The following is a 17,815-nucleotide window of genomic DNA, read 5'->3' as shown; positions in this document are numbered from 1 at the left end:
GCGGCAGCACGAGGATCGCGTTTCATGAAGACGCGGCCGAGACGTGCCATCTCTGCAACGACCTGCGCGCATGGCGCGGTGTACTTGCAGCCTGGTCAGGCTACTGATCCGGCCTGGCCGCCTCGCCTTCCCGTTCGACCCGATGCGTCGGGTGCTGGTCAGTCTGGAGTTGGTAGAGGATGAACAGGCCTTCGGGCATCGGCAGGCCGGCCTCCCAGTCCAACCATTGCTCTTCTGACACGCAGACGGCGCCCGCGGCCTGCCGCACCGTGTGCTTGGCTGCAACGCGTAGCGCCGCGAGCGCCGTGGGTTCCGGCTGGCCTCTGGAGCGCTTGGGCCATAGCCGCGCGGGCTGGCAGTTCTTGCGGACCAGGCTCAAGCGCACGTCGTCCCAGTCGAGGATGATCAGCACGGCCTGAGTGGGATCAGCTACGGCTCGGGCGTACAGCGCGGCGATACCCGGTGGCTCGGCCGCCCGATAGTCGCGAATTGCCTCTTCGAACGCCGACCGCGCGGCGTCCACGCGAGAGGCAACCACCTCGCGCAGCGACAGATGAACCTTGCCCAGGGCTTCCATGCTCATGCGCAGGCGGTGCCGGACATCAATCTTGTCCGGCTGCTCGGCCAACACCTTCGCCTTGAAATCAGCGGTGCCGAGCTGGTTCTTGAAAGCCAGCAGTCTCACGGCGTCAGCCCAGCCGTTGGCGTCGACCTTGGGCCCTTCCGCGCCCTCAAAGCCCTGCACTGCGTTGCCCTGGTGCTGGACGTGGTTGCGCAAGGCGTAGATGAAGCGGTAGTCGGCGCTGCCGGCATGCATGTCGTTGAGCGCCTGTTTGACGGTCGACGCGAAATCTGGCTTCAGGTCGAGCGTCTTGAACAACTGCGGCGCCTGATCGACATAACTCCGTATCGCCGTCAACACGTTGACCACCTGCCGGTTAGCGTCGCGCAGGATTTGGGCGAGCGACGCGTACTGGTGGTCGAACTCCAGCGTGGCGCTCAGGCCGATGCGGGAGAAGGCCATCTCCATGTCCATGAAGTTGCCCAGCATCAGCTCGTATCCCTGTTCGAACGCCCGGGCGTCGGACAGCGTCGCGCCGGCGCGCACCAGCACCTGGAAGCGCTCTTCGGTGATCTCGACCTGAGGGTGGGGATCGTAGATCTGCTGCTCCAGGATGTATCTCGCGGTCACGGCTCACTCCTCCTGTGTCTGGCAATGCCTGGCGTCAAACGGGTTCGAACACGGTGGTCGCCACGATCTCGTGCCTAGCCTGACTCGTTCACGACCGCTGGCCGATAGATGCCATGGTGAAAGGCTAGCAGGCACCAGCCCGAGGGGCGTCTCCCGACGCGGGTTGCATCCTCAATGCCAGGCACAAAAGACTGAAGCTTGGCCGGTCGTTCGCCGCCCAAAAAGAAAAACTCGCCGGGCGAAACCGGCGAGTTGGAACGGAGAACCGCTGTCATCACGATCCGCCGCCAGCTCAGGGAGGAAAAGCTGGGCGATCGCTCACGCGACCACGGCTAAATCATAGATGGGGCAACTGCTGCGATCTCCTAGGGTGATCGATCGGTTGGGGCAGCCCTCCCCCCTGCTCGACCGCCAGCGGCTCGTTCCGTTCGACAACCGGCCGAACACGTTGCGTTCGGCCGGCCGCTTACGTCAAGGCGCAGGCGTCAGATCTTGACCTTCACGACCGGGCTGATGCCGAACGTGCTGGTCGTGCTGCCCGAGTTGCCCGCGTTGTCGGTCACACGGGCCACGGCCGTCACCGTGGTCTTGCCCGGGGGGACAACCAGGCTTCCGCCAACCACCCATCCATAGGTGGTCCGCACCTTACCAGAGTCCATTTCGCTGCCCACGATGTTGAACAGCGGCGCCAGGTTCTGCCCCGCGGGAACGATGGGGCCTTGCGGCGTCTGCAGGTCCACGTCGCCCAGGAGGCCCTCCCTGACGATGAAATCCTGCTGCGTTTCTACGATCGCCAACGAGACGCTCGCGACGCACTGTTGCGCGTGAAGACAACGCTGCACACCAACGTTATTCAGCAAAACGGTGGGCAACGCTGTTGATAACCGGAGCGCCCCGGACCTAAGTGCCTGTCGCGGTTGCCTTGGACCTGAACTGCACTCCTTTGCAGCACTAGGACATTGGCTCGACTTCCACGTGCAGCGTGCGGATATCGGTCCCTTCAGCCAACGGCACATGAATGTCGCCGTCACGCCCGAACGCACCGACGAAGCGCAGTGCGGTCCCTTTGCTGCCCAAGGGCACTTTGGGGTTCAGACGGTGCACGTGGTACTCACCGGGCAGGATCGGCACGCGTTGACCCGCCACCGTGAAGCCTGTCAGGCCAGCGCCTTGTGGCACTTTGACTCGATAGCATTCCATGGTTTCACTGGCCAGTCTCGGGCGATGCTGACGCAGTACGGCTGACGAAGCCGCTACGCAAACGGCGCAGCGTGTCGCGGGCGAGCAGGTAGGCGCGGATCTGTGACGCCGTCATGGAGGGCCGCGCCCTTCGATGGCCCGGCGTCGAAGGGTTGGACGATGGTTGAGCGGACTGGGCCATGATTCAGTTCCTCTTCCGAATCGGTCGTTGGCAAGTGAAGACCGCGCCAAAGTAGGCGCCGTGGTATCGACTTCAAGTCCCTAGTTTTTGGGATCGGCTCGCCAGGCGCTAGGGCGACGCCAGGACGCAATGATCAGTGTTGCTCCGGACACTACGGCGGGCACGTCCAAGGCCTTCACCGCACAGCCGGCGAGCGTTCGTCGCCACGCCCGCGGCGAGCGGCGCTCAGCAGGCGCGGGAGCACCGATTGCCACTTGCTCCGTTGCTATTAAGCCCCGACGGAGACCCACCCATGCCCAGCCCCAAGTCCGGACTCCCGCCGACTGACAAGAAGACCGCAGCTGCCAAGGCTGCAGCACGCAATACCGATAGCGGACCCGCAACGCCGGCTGTGGTGCCGGACGACCCTGCTGCCCAACGAGCGGCGCAAACCGAGGCCATGGCAGCGGCGATGCCGTTCAATCCCAACAAGGCCGCCGAACATGGCTTTGCCAACGGCAGCCGGCCGTCGGAAGGCGCGAAGGTCGAGCCGCCGTCTGACCTGCCGGGCGCAAGTACGCTGTCCGAAGCAAACGCATCCGCAAAGGTGGGTACCGCGCCGAGCCGGGGTTCAAGTCCCACGACTGGCCCCTTGGATCGCGTCCGCGTCGACGGCAGTGGCCAGCGCCTCACGACCAACCAGGGCGTGCCGATTGCCGACAACCAGAACTCCCTGAAGTACGGCGTGCGGGGCCCGGTGCTCCTGGAGGATTTTATCCTCCGCGACAAGCTCACGCACTTCGACCACGAGCGCATTCCCGAGCGCATCGTGCATGCGCGCGGTTCCGGCGCCCACGGCTACTTCGAGTGCTACGAGCCGATTCCCGACTTGACGATAGCCGCGCCCTTCAGCGAGGCCGGCAAGATCACGCCGGTGTTCGTGCGCTTCTCAACCGTTCAGGGTGAGCGTGGTTCTAAGGACACCGCCCGTGACGTACGGGGCTTTGCGGTGAAGCTGTACACCGACGAAGGCAACTGGGACATCGTCGGCAACAACATCCCCGTCTTCTTCATCCAGGACGCGATGAAGTTCCCCGATCTCGTGCACGCCGTGAAACCCGAGCCGCACCACGGGATGCCTCAGGCGGGCAGCGCCCACGACACGTTCTGGGACTTCGTCTCGCTGATGCCTGAATCCACGCACATGCTGCTGTGGGTCATGAGTGACCGCGCCATCCCGCGCAGCTATGCCACGATGCAAGGCTTCGGCGTACACAGCTACCGCTTGGTCAACGAGGCGGGCGAGTCGGTATTCGTGAAGTTCCACTGGAATCCGAAGTTCGGTACGCACTCGCTGGTGTGGGATGAAGCCGTCAAGATTTCAGGGGCTGATCCGGACTACCACCGGCGCGACCTGTGGGAGCGCATCGAAGGCGGCGCCTACCCTGAGTGGGAACTGGGCCTGCAGGTCTTCACTGAGGAGCAAGCCGACAAGTTCAGCTTCGACATCCTCGACGCCACCAAGCTGGTGCCGGAAGAACTGGTGCCGATACGGCCGGTGGGCCGCATGGTGTTGAACCGCAACCCGGACAACTTCTTCGCCGAAACCGAGCAGATCGCCTTCTGCACGGCCAACGTGATTCGAGGCATCGATTTCTCCAACGACCCGCTGCTCGCCGGTCGCATCCATTCCTACGTGGACACGCAGATCAGCCGCCTGGGTGGACCGAACTTTCATGAGATCCCGATCAACTCGCCCATCGCGCCGGTGCATAACAACCAGCGCGACGGCATGCACCGTCAGGCCATCCACCGCGGGAAGGTTGCCTACGAGCCCAACTCGCTCGGCGGGGGCTGCCCCTTCCAGGCGGGGGCGACACAGGGCTTCACGTCGGTGGCGGCCAGGATTCGCTCCCGCGAAGAACAGGGGAAGGTGCGTGCCAAGCCCGAACTGTTCGCCGAGCATTTCAACCAGGCCACCCTTTTCTACGAGAGCCAGACACCGGTAGAACAGGCACACATCGCGGCTGCCTTTCGCTTCGAGCTGAGCAAGGTGACCGTGCCTGCCATTCGACAGCGCGTGGTGTCCATGCTGCGCAACGTCTCCGAAGACCTGGCTGCCCAGGTCGCGCAAGGCTTGAACATGACGCCGCTGCCGGACCCGATGCCAAGGGCGATCGAGCGCCCCATCAAGCCTGAGGTCTCCACTTCACCTGCCTTGTCCCTCACGGCAAGGCCGGGCGATGGCACCGTGCTCGGTCGCAAGGTGGCGATCTTCGTAGCGGATGGTTGCATAGGCCAGACCGCGACGGAGGTCCATGCCAAATTGCTCGAGGCGGGCGCCGTGCCGCGATTCCTCGCGACGCGCATTGGCCCGGTTCAAACCGAAGACGGCGTCGAGATCCAGGCGGACGCGTCCTTCGAGAACGCGCCCGCGTTCTTGTTCGATGGCTTGGTGCTCGCAGACGGCGCCGCCGCCGTGCCGGCGCTGGCCGCAGATGCAAATGCCTTGGCAGGCATACGCGACCAATATCGGCACTGCAAGACCATCCTGGCCTTGGGCACGGGCGCTGATCTGCTGGACATTGCCGGCGTTCCGGACGCACTGCCAAGCGGCGAGGCAGATCCCGGTTTGACCATCACATCGGACGCGACAGCGGGCTCAGAGGTGCTGATCGCCGGCCTTGCCCAACACCGTCACCCTCAACGCGAAACGGACCCTCCTGCAGTGTGAACAGCGGCCACCGACCGGCTCACAAAGTGACGTGGTGGCTTCGAGTGTGTAAGTCAGTCAGCGCCTACGGGACCGCTGCTTAGGCGCCGACCCAGGCTCTGACGCTGCTGCACCATGCTGCGGACTGCGGCCGCGATGCAGCGGCATGTCGTCGTCAACCCTGCAGGAGTCAGTCATGCAACCTGAAATGAACATCCCGAGCTCGACCATTTCGTCTTCCAAGGTGGAAGGCACCAACGTCTACGGCCTCAACGGCGACAAGCTGGGCTCGATCGATGACCTCGTCATCGACAAGGCCAGCGGCCAAGTGCGCTACGCAGCCTTGGAGTTTGGTGGCTTCCTCGGCATGGGCACCGACCTGTACCCGCTGCCGTGGGGCAAGCTGCAGTACGACAACGGTAAGGACGGCTATGTCGTCGACCTGACCAAGGAGCAGCTCGAAGGCGCGCCGAAGTACGCGAAGGACGACGAACCGGAATACACCGACGACTACGGCCGCGGCGTCTACGACTACTACGGTTCTCCCTGGGTGCGCTGAACAACGCCGCGCGGGGCCACGAATATCAATCGCCAAACGCTGAGCGAAGCGCCCCATGAAACCCAGGCAACTGCTTCAAGCGATGGCGGTCGCGGCAATCGCGGCCGCCGTTCTCACGGCATGTCAGCACGAGACGCAGCTGCCGGACAAGTCGCTCGCACAGCTCGGCCCGGTTGCTAGCGCCACCTATTGGCGCTGATCGACATCAATCACATCGACCCGGTCTCCCGCCAGCAGCAGCTGCGGCACCTGCAGAAACGCCCAGCCATCGCTGTCGCGCCGGATTGACCAGATCAGATCGAACCTCTCGTCCGGCCACGCCTCCGGCACGCCTACGTCCCTCAGAATCGCCCTGGCCAATGCCGGCAGGTAGTCGTGGCGCCAGCAGACCAAGACGGGCACCTCGAAGTTTCTGAGCGTCTCGGCAAACCTGTCCAACGAGTCTTCGTCCGACCATCGCTCGTCGACGGACAGGCCCAACACGTCAGCGAGCGGCTGCACGGTGTCTCGCGGGCGCGTCGATGGATGCATGGACGTCGCGCGCGCCGCGAAAATGTGTTCCGGCCTGCACACCAGCCGAGCATGGATGCGATCGGCTAGCGATGCAAAGTATGGCACCAGGGCACCAGCGCGAAGCCAGCCGGCCAGGCTTAATGACCGGTCATCGGGCCTTCCCACCCTGTCAATGCCCTCGTGCCCCTGACCCGGCTTCTCCGCGTGTCGAATGAGCATGATGCACTTGGACATCTTCCTCGGCTCCGCCTGGTTGCCTCAACGGCCGCTGTCTGTATCCGTTGTCGGTGAGGAGGTCCCGGTGCACACGCTGGTCGGCATGCCCTCCTCATCGATCGAGTGAATCTCCTTGGCCGGGCCGGCCGTCTTGGCGCGCTCCGCCAGTCGCGCATAGAAGGCGGCCACCTCACGCAGGTCCTGCTCATCCAAGGTCTCGATGCCAATCATGCGGTTGCTCGCACTTCGGTGAGCTGCCAAGAGTTCGTTGAGCTTGAGATGCAGGGCGACGCTGTCCTTGTTTTGGCTCTGCTGGATGAGGAACACCATCAGGAAGGTGACGATGGTCGTGCCGGTATTGACCACGAGCTGCCAATTCTCAGAAAACTGATAGAGCGGCCCCAGCAAGGCCCATCCAGCAATCATCGCCAGCGCGGCACAGAACGCCAGGGGGGAGCCACACCAACGTGTCACCGCCGACGCGAAGTGATCGAAATACGTGAGCAACGTCGATCTGGTCGCGTACGCGGCCGTGTTCGTGCTGGGCATCGCGCCCAACGAATCGCCGTTGCCGCCATCGGAAACCACTGCGGGCTTGTTCTGGGAAATGTCCACGTAACCTCCTTGGGATGCGGCCGGCCAGCGCCTGCTTGGGGCAGGCCCGCCGGGTTGCCTATTCAAGCTACATGACTGCACCTTGTGTGCCTATCGGACAAGGCCGCGCGAGGGATCAACGGAAACGCTGCCGTAAGCTCCGTTGCGGCGGCCACCTGCGAGAGCGACGCCGTAATGCACTTGACTAGCGCAGCGCCCTGGCGATGTAGCGTCCGGTACGGCTCTCCGGTGCCAGCGCAACCGCGTCGGGTGTACCGGCGCAGACGATGCGGCCACCCTCGGCCCCGGCGCCTGGCCCGACATCGATGACCCAATCGCTGGCGGCCACGACCCGCATCTCGTGCTCCACGACAACCACGGTATTGCCCGCGTCCACCAGGCTGTTCAACTGCGTCAGCAGCTTGTCCACATCCGATGGATGCAGCCCGGTCGTTGGTTCATCCAGCACGTACAAGGTCTGGCCGCGCTGGGCGCGCTGCAACTCGGTTGCGAGCTTGATCCGCTGGGCCTCGCCGCCGGACAGTTCAGTGGCAGGCTGGCCCAGGCGCAGATAGCCCAGACCGATCTGTTGGAGCAGCGTCAGCGGCCGGGCCAACACCGCGTCGTTGACGAAGAATGCGGCCGCTTCATCCACCGTCATGCGAAGTACGTCGGCGATGGTCTGCTCGCGCAGTCGGACCTTCAGCGTCGCCTCGTTGTAGCGCGCGCCATGGCAGGTCGGGCACGGCGCGTACACGCTGGGCATGAAGAGCAGCTCGACGCTGACGAAACCTTCGCCCTCACAGGTAGGTCGCCAGGTTAGAACGCGGCGTGCGTCCAATGGGCTTCTGATCCACCTTCACCATGCGGCGGATGTGCTCGGCGCCAGCGACAATGTGGCCGTGCGTGACCTCGCGGGCCGCGATGTCGGGGTCATCGTCCTCCTCGGCGTCGGGTAGCGGCGGCTCATGCCCCAGGGCCTGGCCCACGAGATCCACCAGCGCCTGGCTCACCAGGCTGGACTTGCCGGAGCCTGAGATGCCCGTGACTGCCACGAAGCAGCCGAGCGGGAACTCGACATCGAGTCCGCGCAGGTTGTTGCGCGTGACGCCGGCCAGCTTGAGCCAATTCCCAGGCTCGCGGCGCGGCGGCCGCTGTGGCCGGGCCTTGGGGAAGAGATAGGTCCCCGTTCGCGAAGCCGCCACCGCTTTCAGACCGGCCGGCGGCCCGCTGTAAAGCACCTCGCCGCCGCGCTCGCCGGCGTCGGGCCCCACGTCCACCAGCCAGTCCGCCTCTCGCATCAGCTCCACATCATGCTCCACGATGAAGAGCGAGTTGCCGGCTTCCTTCAGGTCTTTTAGCGCGCCCAGCAGGGCCTCGCCGTCTGCGGGGTGCAGGCCGGCGGAGGGCTCGTCGAGCACGTAGATGACGCCAAACAGGTTGGAGCGGATCTGCGTGGCCAGCCGCAGGCGCTGCAGCTCTCCGGACGACAGCGTGGGGGTGCCGCGGTCCAGTGACAGATAGCCCAGGCCCAGCTCGTTGAGCGTAGTGATGCGCGCCAGCATGTCCTGCGCCAGCCGCTGCGCCGCGATGCGCTTCTCTTCGGACTGCTCGGGCGTGCGCCGCACGTCCGGCGCGGCGGCGTGGGCTTTGCCGCCGGCGGCCACGCGCTGCGCGGTGTGCGCACGTGAGGTCGCCTTGCTGATGCCGTGGCCCGCGCTCCCGTGGGCGTCGCCTCGTGCGGCGGGTGCCAGCGCCAGGGCCAGGTTGCGCAGGGGCATGCTCGCCATCTCGCCGATGTCCAGCCCCGCGAAGGTCACCGACAGCGCCTCGCGCTTGAGCCGCTTGCCATCACAGGTGGGGCAGTTGCTGGCGATCATGTAGCGGGCCACGCGGCGCTTCATCAGCGCGCTCTGGGTGGTGGCGAAGGTATGCAGCACGTACTTGCGCGCGCCCATGAAGGTGCCCTGGTAGCTGGGCTCCATCTTGCTTTTCAGCGCGGCGCGGGTCTCAGCGGGCGTGAAGCCCGCGTAGACAGGGACGGTGGGCTGCTCCTCGGTGAACAGGATCCAGTCGCGCACCTTCTTCGGCAAATCCCGCCAGGGCTTGTCGACGTCATGGCCCAGCGTGACGAGGATGTCGCGCAGGTTCTGCCCATGCCAGGCTGGAGGCCACGCGGCCACGGCACGCTCGCGGATGGTGAGCGAGGGATCTGGCACCATGGAGGCCTCGTTGACCTCGTAGACGCGGCCGAGGCCGTGGCAGGTCGGGCATGCACCTTGGGGCGTGTTCGGCGAAAAGTCCTCCGCATACAGCATGGGCCGCCTGGCCGGGTAGTGCCCGACGCGCGAGTACAGCATGCGCAGGAGGCTGGACAGCGATGTGGCGCTGCCGACCGACGAGCGTGCGCTGGGCGTCCCGCGCTGCTGCTGCAGGGCCACGGCCGGCGGCAGGCCGTCGATGGAGTCGACAGCTGGCACGCCGACCTGGTCGATGAGTCGGCGCGCATAGGGCGCGACGGATTCGAAGTAGCGCCGCTGCGCCTCGGCATAAATGGTGGCGAAGGCCAATGACGACTTGCCCGAGCCCGACACACCACTGAACACTACCAGCGCGTCGCGGGGCACGTCGACGTCGACGTTCTTCAGGTTGTGCTCACGCGCGCCGCGCACGCGCACGAATCCCGACAAATCTCTGGAGGATTCAGTCGATTTCAAGAAACCACGGCGGTGCCGGCCCAATGAAATGTCAGCTTGCGCTATCTACAGAGGCGGCCCACCAGCATGCCCAGCGCGAAGGCGGTCGCCACTGCGACCAGCGGACGCGCCCTCACGTTGGATCGAGCAATCTCGATGCGCTCCTGCGTCATGTCGCGAAGCTCTTCGGCGCACTCGGTCAGGGTCTCACGCGCCGACGCGATACCTTCGCGCAGGCTCGACGTGGCGTCAGCGCCCAACTGGCTGGCGTGGTCCAGTGCTGCATGCAGAGGTCCGGGAGCCGCCGCTTCGTCGGGTTCGCCGTCACCGTCCCTCGAGGGCATCGGAGGTTGGGAGCTGGTTGCCATGGCTGTTCCTTTGAAGGTGAGCGTTCAATTGGCTGGCTTGCCACCGGTGCTTGCGAAAATCTCACCGCTGGTGAATGGCGACTCCGACGAAGCCAGCAGCACGTACAGGGGTGCGATTTCTGCGGGTTGACCCGGGCGTCCCAGGGGCGTGTCGGATCCGAAGTCCGGCAGCTTGTCGGGCGGCTGGCCACCGGACGGCTGAAGCGGCGTCCAGTACGGCCCGGGTGCCACGGCGTTCACCCGGATGCCCTTGCCGCTGAGTTGCTTGGCCAAGCACTTGGTGAAGGATCCGATCGCCGCCTTGGTGGCAGCGTAGTCGAACAGTACCTCCGAAGGGTCGTAGGTGTTGATGGATGCGGTATTGACGATCGTGGAACCCGGCTTGAGATGCGGCAATGCGGCCTTGGTGATCCAGAACAGCGCGTAGACGTTGGTCTTGAAGGTCGCGTCGAAGGACTCGGTGCTGATGTCGGCGAAGCTTTCATGGGCCTGCTGGTAGGCCGCGTTGTTCACCAGGATGTCCAACCCGCCGAGCTTCTCGACGGCAGCGGCCACCAGCTGCTGGCAGAACTCCTCTGACTGGATGTCGCCGGGGAGAGGAATCGCCTTCTGGCCTGCGGCCTCGATGAGGCTGACGACCTCGGCTGCGTCTTCATCCTCCTCAGGGAGATACCCAAAAGCGACATCCGCACCTTCCCGCGCGAAGGCGATCGCAGCGGCGCGGCCGATGCCCGAATCGCCGCCCGTGATGAGCGCCTTGCGCCCTCTCAGGCGGCCCGAGCCGACGTAGCTGTCTTCTCCGTGATCGGGCCGAGGATCCATCCGGCATGCCAAACCCGGGCGAGGCTGTTCTTGCCTCGCGAAGGGCGGACGGGGATAGGCATCCTGCGGGTCTTTGAGCGCCGTGTCGCGTTCGGCGGGCTTGGCTGATGGCATGGCTTTACTTTCTGGTGGGTGAACAACGCGGGCTATTTGTCCGCCGATCCCGGCTCCGCGATCTTGCGATGCTGTTCCGCCAGCACGGGCGCTGGCGTCACGTTCGCCAGAATGGCCTGCAGCTTGTTCTTCCAACCTGCAACGACGTCGGCATCGCCATCGAGCATCGCCTCGTATCCCGCACGAGCCACGTCGGCCGGGTCGGCCTTCTTGCCCGTCCCGACTTTGGTGTCCATCAGGTCGGCGCGCTCGAAGAATTCGGTGTCGGTGACGCCCGGCATCAGGCAGGTCACCGTCACGCCCGAGTCCTTCAGCTCATTTCGCAAGGCGTAGCAGAACGAGTCGATGAAGGCCTTGGTGCCGTTGTAGACCGCCTGGAAACTTCCCGGCATCAGGCCCGCGATCGAGCCCGTAACCAGGATGCGGCCGGCATGGCGCTGAACCATGCCTTGGCCGATCTGCTGGACTAGGTCGATCGTGCCCGTGATGTTGGTGTCGATGACATGACGAACCTGCTGGAAGTCTTGCTGCATGAAAGCATGGCCGAGGCCATGCCCTGCATTGGCCATCAGCACCGCCACCGGCCGCTGTCCGACCGCCGCGACGAGCTGGGCAACACCCTCCGCGGTCGCCAGATCCGCGTGGATGGCCTCGACGTGACCGCCGTGGGTGCGCATGTGGGCGGCGACTTCGTCGAGCGGCCCCTGATCGGCGGCCAGGAACAGGTCGTAGCCGTCCTTGGCGAGCAAATGGGCCAGCTCTCGGCCGATCCCGGACGAAGCGCCCGTTACAACGGCAATGGGGCGGTGGGGAACAGTGCTCATGGCTGCCTCAGGACGGATAGACGCTGGCAGCGCCGGGGCGCAGGATGACCTTGCGGCAGTCTTCCTGCTTCTCGTTGAAGATCTCGTAGCCGCGCGCGGCGTCTTGCAGCGCCAGGTTGTGGGTCACAATCACCTCGGGTCGCAGTACGCCCGCGGAGATTTGTTGAAGCAGCTCCGGCATGAAGCGCTGCGCATGTGTCTGGCCGCCCTTGAAGGTGAGGCCCTTCTCGAAGGCGTCGCCGAACAGAAAGCCGTGGATGAATCCCGCGTACACCCCTGGGACGCTGACGATGCCGCCGCGTCGAGTAGCGGCAATGGCCTGGCGCAGCGCGGCACCGCTTGAGCCTTCGAGCTTCATCGTCGTCAGCACCGTCTCTGTCGTGCTGCCCTTGGCCTCGAAGCCCACCGCGTCGATGGAGGCATCCACGCCGTGGTGCCCGGTGGCGTCGACGATGTAGGCTGCGGGGTCGTCGATATTGTCGAAATTGATGGGCACCACGCCGTAGGTCGCCACGGCAAAGTCCAGTCGGTACTGGTGGTGGTCGACCATGAAGATTTGCTCGGCGCCCAGCATGCGGCAGCTCGCGGCAGCCATGAGGCCCACAGGGCCGGCCCCGAAGATGGCGACCTTCGAGCCAGGACCAACCTCAGCGTTCACTGCGGCCTGGTAGCCGGTGGGCAGGATGTCGGACAGGAAAAGCACCTGCTCGTCGCGCAGCGTCGAATCGGGGATCACCAGCGGGCCGACGTTGGCCTTGGGAACGCGCACGAATTCGGCTTGGCCGCCCGGGTAGCCGCCGTAGAGGTGGCTGTATCCGAACAGACCGGCCCCGGGGCGGATGTCCTTCTTGTTCAAGATGGCGCCGCGACCGGGATTCGTGGTTTCACACGCGGCAAACAGCTTGCGACTGCAGAACATGCAATCGCCGCAGGAGATCGTGAACGGCACGACGACGCGATCCCCCTTGCGCAACCGGGTCACGCCCGGCCCGACGTCCTCGACGATGCCCATGAACTCGTGGCCCAAGATGTCCCCGGCCTTCATGTCGGGGATCTTGCCGCGGAAGATATGCAGGTCCGAGCCGCAGATGGCCGTCGCGGTGATGCGCAGGAGGATGTCGTCGTCGGCGTAGATCACCGGGTCCGGCACCGTCTCGACGCGCACATCCTTGGAGCCGTGGTAGGTCAGCGCTTTCATCCTTGTCCTCAGTGGTGGGCGCCGCGGGCTGCGGCATTGCGCTTGCGGGTCGCCGCTGCCTTCTTGGCGGACGCTGAGCGTTCAGCGGCCGTGCGGCTGGCCGAAGCGGCTCCGCCGGTCCGGCCGCCCTTGCGAGACGGCTCATGGTTCTCGGCCTCACCGCGGCCCGAGCCGGACTTCTTGCCGCCGCCGGTCTCCTTGTTGACGGTGGCCCAGGCGCGGCGCTCGGCCTCGTCCTTGGGCACACCGCGGTGCTCATAGCCGCTTTCGATGTGCTCGGCCTGGCGTTTTTGCTTGTCCGTGTAGGAGGATTTGTCGCCTCTGGGCATGGTGCTCTCCAGCAATTGAGGGTGTCGATCTCAAGGGCAAACGCCGTGCCGCTGGATGCAGCGCGGCACGGCGTCCCGACCGGCGCGCGTCGTTTCGCGCCGGATCGTCAGGCGGTCAGAGCTCAGCTGTTTTTGTGGCTTTGCTTGCCGGCGTTGACGTGCTGCTCATGCGATCCGCCGCGCGTCGAGCCTTGCGTGCCGCCGTGCTGGTTGCCACCGCTGCGGGAGCTTTGCTCCTGCTGGCCAGCGCTGCCGCTGCTGCCAGAGCCCGCTTGATTGCCGCTGCGGCTGCCGCCGTCGTTGCTGCCTTGCTGCTTGTCCGAACCTTGATTGCGATTGCTGTTGGGCATGTGAATCTCCAATGGTTGATGGAAAAACGCGGGCGCCCTCGTGGCGCCGCGATGCAAGGTTAGGCAGCGCTAAACGACCCAATGTCAGACAAGGCCGCAGTTACGGCGGCAGTTCGTAACTCCCAAACGGTGCGGTGCTAGCGCGGCTCTAGGGAGGGAACATGACTTGCCGGTTGGCTCCCGGTGCCGACATGAGCAAGATCAGGACACACGCCCTTGAGCCCAGCAAGACGGTCTTGCTGCTGGTCGATTTCGTGAACCCCCTCGACTTCGACGGGGCCGCAGCGTTAGCGCCATCGGCGCTGGAGGCGGCGAGGCAGACCTCCAGTTTGCGCCGACGGCTCGCGGCCGAAGGGGTGCGCACCGTCTATGCGAACGACAACTATGGCCAATGGACGTCCGACTTCAAGGCGCTTTGGCAGCACTGCCGCGCCGCGCCTGGCATTGCCGGGAAGATCGCCAAGTTGATGGCGCCCAAGCGTGACGACTTCGTGCTGCTGAAGCCGCGGCATTCAGCCTTCTACGCCACGCCTTTGGACCTGCTTCTGGACCAACTCCGCTGCAAGCGCCTCATCGTCACCGGCATCGCCGCTGACAACTGCGTCCTCTTCAGCGCCATGGACGCGTACCTTCGCGGCTATTCGGTATGGATCCCGGTCGACTGCGTCGCAGCGGAGTCTGCCGCTGCGAGAGACAGTGCCCTGGAGCAGATGGCCCGGGTTCTTAAGGCCGATATCCGGCCGTCGGAAGCCGTTCGCACAGGGAGGTAGAGAGATGGACTTTGCGGAGCTGTTCGCCATCCACGTATCGCCGCTGGAGTTGATCGCACGCGGCACGCTGATGTACTGGTTCCTGCTGCTGATTTTTCGCTTCGTGTTGCGCCGTGATCCGGGCTCGCTGGGCGTCGCCGACATCCTCCTCGTGGTGATCATTGCCGACGCCTCGCAGAACGGCATGTCGGGCAGCTACCAGACGGTGGCGGAAGGATTCATCCTCGTGGGCACCCTGGTGTTCTGGAACTACGTGCTCGACTGGGCCAGTTTTCGATGGGAAGCGGTTCACAAACTCACCGAGCCAGATCCCCTGCAATTGGTGAAGGACGGCCAGATGCTCATGCGCAACCTACGCAAGGAGTTTCTGACCCGAGAGGACGTCGAGGCCCAACTTCGCCAAGCCGGCATCGACGATGTGAGCAAGGTACGGGCTGCGTTTCTTGAAGGCGACGGCAAGCTGTCGGTGCTGCCTTTCGAAGACGATAAGAGAACGACAGGCAGTGACAAGAACGGCCCTCCGGGTTCATGAGGGCATGCACCAGTTGTGTGCTCATCGTCCTACGCATCCTTCAGCCCGAGTCCTTCAGCTGCCGGCGGCTCCAAGTTCCACGATGCGCTGCCACTTCAGGAGCCACGATGAACGCTACGACCATCTCGCCGGGCGCAATTCCCGGCACTCGTCCCATTGCCGCCGTCGACGCTGACGTCGAAGACCGTGGTCACTCCCACAGCGTCTGTTGGGGCGCCGTCTTCGCCGGCGCGGCGGGCGCAGCTTCGCTGTCCCTGATCCTGCTGATCCTGGGTGTCGGCCTTGGGCTTTCCTCGGTGTCGCCCTGGTCGTCCGACGGCGTGTCCGCCGAGACATTCGGCGTGTCCACGATCGCGTGGCTGACCTTCACCCAGTTGGCGGCCTCGGGCTTGGGCGGGTACCTCGCCGGGCGACTGCGCCACCGCTGGGCGGCCGTCCACACCGACGAGGTGTATTTCCGCGACACGGCTCACGGCTTCCTCGCCTGGTCGGTTGCCACGCTGGTCACGGCAAGCATGCTGACGGCGGCCGTCGGCTCCATCGTGAGCGGTGGTGCCAAAGCAGGCGCCGCAGTAGCAGGGACAGCTGTCGCAGGCGCTGCAGCAGCCGCGCCTGCTGCAGCGGCAGCCGCCAGCGCCGCCGGCGTGAGTCCGGACTACTTCGTCGACTCGCTGTTCCGCCGCGACGCTGCGTCGCCGGCTGCGGCCGCGAGCGTGCCTGGCACGGCGGCCTCCGCAGCCACGACCGCCACTGCAGGCAACACCGCAATGCCGGCTAATCAGGACAAGGGCACGGCGCCCACGGCCGAGGTCGTCCGCATCTTCGCCAACGCTGCAGCATCCACCGGCCTGGGTGCCGACGACACCCGGTACCTGGGCCAGTTGGTCTCGCAGCGCACCAGCTTGTCGCAACAAGATGCCGAAAGGCGCGTGACGGACACCTATGCGCGAATGCAGGCCAAGGCCAACGCCGCCAAGGAAGACGCCAAGGCCGCCGCCGACAAGGCCCGCAAGGCCACGGCTGCAGCCTCCTTGTGGGCCTTCATCTCCCTGCTGATCGGTGCCTTCGTTGCCAGCTTCCTCGGCACCGTAGGCGGCCGTCATCGGGACCAGTTCTGACATCACCCCTGGAGATCAACATGCGATCACTGCTTCTTTGGATGCTGGGCGTGCCCATCCCCATCATCATCCTCATCGCGCTGTTTGTGCGCTGACGTCTTGATCCAGGCTTAGGCTTCGACGCCGAAGTCCCCATCCCCCTTCCACGGTCGGGGGCTTCGTTTTGATGCCCCTCATGCGGATCGCGACCTACAACATCAACGGCTTGAATGCGCGGCTGCCGGTGCTGCTTCGGTGGCTGGAGAAGACGCAGCCCGATGTCGCGTGCCTGCAAGAGCTGAAGTCGCCCCAGGAACGGTTCCCTGCCGATGCGCTGAGGGAGCTTGGTTATGAGGCGGTGTGGCACGGGCAGAAAAGCTGGAACGGTGTCGCGGTGCTGGTGCGTGGGAGTACGCCCATCGAGGTCCAGCGCGGACTGCCAGAAGACCCTGACGACACGCAAAGCCGTTACCTCGAGGTCGACGTGGGCCGCATCCGCGTGGCCTGCCTGTATCTGCCGAACGGCAATCCCGCCCCGGGGCCCAAGTTCGACTACAAGCTGCGCTGGATGGAGCAGCTGATTCGTCACGCCCAGAGCCTGCTTGCGAGCGACAAGCCGGTCGTGATGGCGGGTGACTTCAACGTGATTCCGACCGCCCGTGACGTGTACAAGCCCGAGCGCTGGGTCGACGATGCGCTGTTCCGCGAGGAAACCCGCGCAGCGTTCGAGCGCTTGGTCGCTCAAGGTTGGACCGACGCCATTCGGACGCTGCACCCCGAGGCCGTCATCTACACCTACTTCGACTATTTCAGGAACGCGTTCCAGCGCCATGCGGGTTTGAGGATCGACCATCTTCTGCTGTCCCCCTCCCTGGTGCCTCACCTGCGGGCGGCGGCCGTCGACCTCGACGTGAGGGGCTGGGAGAAGTCCAGCGATCACGCGCCGGTCTGGATAGAGCTGGACTGGAAGAACACGGCGAGTCGCCGCGCTACGCTTAAGACCGCGCCGCACAGCGACTAGCTGAAGCGCCTGCTCAAGAACGGCGAGCCCGCCGCACCGAAGCGCCACGGCAGATGTGCAGCCCTGGTGATACCGATACGCGTGCCGACGACTAGCTTCGCCGGTGCTGAAGGCTCGAGCAGTTCAAAGGGTGTTTCGTCAAAGGCCAGGCCGTTGAAGGAAGCATCGATGCCCAGCGCTTGGCCGACACGGCCAGGACCCGAAGCCAGCAACTGGGCTCGATGAACGCCACGCCGCTCCCGCATTGCTTCCAGCCCGTGCGTTGGCTCCACGGCGCGGATCAGCACGGCTGCCCCATGGCCGACTTCGCGGCAGACGACATTGAGGCACCAGTGAAGGCCATAGCTCAGGTAGACGTACACGCGCCCCGGCGGGCCAAACATTGGTGCGTTGCGGGGCGTCGGACCTTTGAAACTGTGGGATGCCTCATCGTCGGTGTCGTAGGCCTCGGTTTCCACGATCACGCCACCCACGCCATCCACTAGAAGCGTCCAGCCAATCAACTGGCGGGCCACCGCTTCAGGAGCTTGCGTGAAGTCCACCAGCG

Annotated in this window: 18 protein-coding genes and 1 pseudogene; 6 read left to right on the top strand and 13 right to left on the bottom strand. The window is 65.0% G+C overall.

The genetic code is table 11. The features are described from left to right. Positions 1–100: 100 nt before the first annotated feature. The 3 genes from ACS5PN_RS03650 to ACS5PN_RS03640 form a co-directional block, all read right to left on the bottom strand. Positions 101–1,192 (bottom strand): hypothetical protein, encoded by a 1,092-nt coding sequence (locus ACS5PN_RS03650; RefSeq protein ID WP_439462577.1) that lies wholly within the window; start codon positions 1,190–1,192, stop codon positions 101–103. Between the two features lie 485 nt (positions 1,193–1,677). Then, positions 1,678–2,064 (bottom strand): hypothetical protein, encoded by a 387-nt coding sequence (locus ACS5PN_RS03645; RefSeq protein ID WP_439462576.1) that lies wholly within the window; start codon positions 2,062–2,064, stop codon positions 1,678–1,680. A 79-nt stretch (positions 2,065–2,143) separates the two neighbouring features. After that, complete coding sequence (locus ACS5PN_RS03640; protein WP_439462575.1) at positions 2,144–2,392, bottom strand: hypothetical protein; 249 nt, start codon at positions 2,390–2,392, stop codon at positions 2,144–2,146. Between the two features lie 473 nt (positions 2,393–2,865). Here ACS5PN_RS03640 and ACS5PN_RS03635 point away from each other — a divergent pair, with 473 nt between their 5' ends. Together ACS5PN_RS03635 and ACS5PN_RS03630 are read left to right on the top strand one after the other, a co-directional pair. Then, positions 2,866–5,286: a catalase gene (locus tag ACS5PN_RS03635; RefSeq protein ID WP_439462574.1), complete on the top strand. Its 2,421-nt coding sequence runs from the start codon at positions 2,866–2,868 to the stop codon at positions 5,284–5,286. A 175-nt stretch (positions 5,287–5,461) separates the two neighbouring features. Continuing rightward, on the top strand, positions 5,462–5,824 hold the full coding sequence (locus tag ACS5PN_RS03630) for a PRC-barrel domain-containing protein (protein ID WP_439462573.1): 363 nt from the start codon (positions 5,462–5,464) through the stop codon (positions 5,822–5,824). Between the two features lie 186 nt (positions 5,825–6,010). On the opposite strand, the gene ACS5PN_RS03625 is transcribed toward ACS5PN_RS03630, so the two are convergent. The 9 genes and pseudogenes from ACS5PN_RS03625 to ACS5PN_RS03585 form a co-directional block, all read right to left on the bottom strand. Further along, complete coding sequence (locus ACS5PN_RS03625; RefSeq protein WP_439462572.1) at positions 6,011–6,571, bottom strand: histidine phosphatase family protein; 561 nt, start codon at positions 6,569–6,571, stop codon at positions 6,011–6,013. Positions 6,572–6,595: 24 nt separating this feature from the next. After that, positions 6,596–7,102, bottom strand: a complete 507-nt coding sequence (locus ACS5PN_RS03620) for a low affinity iron permease family protein (protein WP_439463687.1) — start codon at positions 7,100–7,102, stop codon at positions 6,596–6,598. Between the two features lie 250 nt (positions 7,103–7,352). Then, positions 7,353–9,864, bottom strand: a pseudogene (locus ACS5PN_RS03615) (excinuclease ABC subunit A). A 41-nt stretch (positions 9,865–9,905) separates the two neighbouring features. Then, the gene (locus ACS5PN_RS03610) at positions 9,906–10,211 is read right to left on the bottom strand and encodes a hypothetical protein (RefSeq protein WP_439462571.1); all 306 of its coding nucleotides are present in this window, start codon (positions 10,209–10,211) and stop codon (positions 9,906–9,908) included. A gap of 24 nt (positions 10,212–10,235) precedes the next feature. Further along, entirely contained in the window at positions 10,236–11,147 is a 912-nt protein-coding gene (locus tag ACS5PN_RS03605) for an SDR family oxidoreductase (protein ID WP_439462570.1), read from the bottom strand. 32 nt (positions 11,148–11,179) lie between these two features. Then, positions 11,180–11,971 carry an SDR family NAD(P)-dependent oxidoreductase gene (locus ACS5PN_RS03600; RefSeq protein ID WP_439462569.1) on the bottom strand — a complete coding sequence of 264 codons (792 nt, stop codon included), beginning with the start codon at positions 11,969–11,971 and terminating at the stop codon, positions 11,180–11,182. A gap of 7 nt (positions 11,972–11,978) precedes the next feature. After that, complete coding sequence (locus ACS5PN_RS03595) at positions 11,979–13,169, bottom strand: zinc-dependent alcohol dehydrogenase (protein ID WP_439462568.1); 1,191 nt, start codon at positions 13,167–13,169, stop codon at positions 11,979–11,981. A gap of 8 nt (positions 13,170–13,177) precedes the next feature. Continuing rightward, entirely contained in the window at positions 13,178–13,498 is a 321-nt protein-coding gene (locus ACS5PN_RS03590; RefSeq protein ID WP_439462567.1) for a plasmid stabilization protein, read from the bottom strand. 122 nt (positions 13,499–13,620) lie between these two features. After that, positions 13,621–13,848: a hypothetical protein gene (locus tag ACS5PN_RS03585; RefSeq protein ID WP_439462566.1), complete on the bottom strand. Its 228-nt coding sequence runs from the start codon at positions 13,846–13,848 to the stop codon at positions 13,621–13,623. Positions 13,849–14,039: 191 nt separating this feature from the next. On the opposite strand from ACS5PN_RS03585, the gene ACS5PN_RS03580 reads away from it, so the two are divergent. From ACS5PN_RS03580 to xth, 4 genes are all read left to right on the top strand, one after another. After that, positions 14,040–14,618: a cysteine hydrolase family protein gene (locus tag ACS5PN_RS03580; RefSeq protein WP_439462565.1), complete on the top strand. Its 579-nt coding sequence runs from the start codon at positions 14,040–14,042 to the stop codon at positions 14,616–14,618. A gap of 4 nt (positions 14,619–14,622) precedes the next feature. Continuing rightward, positions 14,623–15,150 (top strand): DUF421 domain-containing protein, encoded by a 528-nt coding sequence (locus ACS5PN_RS03575; protein ID WP_439462564.1) that lies wholly within the window; start codon positions 14,623–14,625, stop codon positions 15,148–15,150. Positions 15,151–15,257: 107 nt separating this feature from the next. Next, on the top strand, positions 15,258–16,268 hold the full coding sequence (locus tag ACS5PN_RS03570; protein ID WP_439462563.1) for a hypothetical protein: 1,011 nt from the start codon (positions 15,258–15,260) through the stop codon (positions 16,266–16,268). A gap of 175 nt (positions 16,269–16,443) precedes the next feature. Next, the gene (xth, locus tag ACS5PN_RS03565) at positions 16,444–17,268 is read left to right on the top strand and encodes an exodeoxyribonuclease III (protein ID WP_439462562.1); all 825 of its coding nucleotides are present in this window, start codon (positions 16,444–16,446) and stop codon (positions 17,266–17,268) included. Here xth and ACS5PN_RS03560 read toward each other — a convergent pair. Next, the gene (locus tag ACS5PN_RS03560; protein WP_439462561.1) at positions 17,265–17,810 is read right to left on the bottom strand and encodes a DNA-3-methyladenine glycosylase; all 546 of its coding nucleotides are present in this window, start codon (positions 17,808–17,810) and stop codon (positions 17,265–17,267) included. The two genes, xth and ACS5PN_RS03560, sit on opposite strands and share 4 nt — an antisense overlap. Positions 17,811–17,815: the final 5 nt, after the last annotated feature.

The sequence above is a fragment of the Roseateles sp. NT4 genome, from assembly GCF_051857475.1.
GTDB lineage: Bacteria > Pseudomonadota > Gammaproteobacteria > Burkholderiales > Burkholderiaceae_C > Pelomonas.
This window is presented reverse-complemented; position numbering and strand designations above follow the sequence as displayed.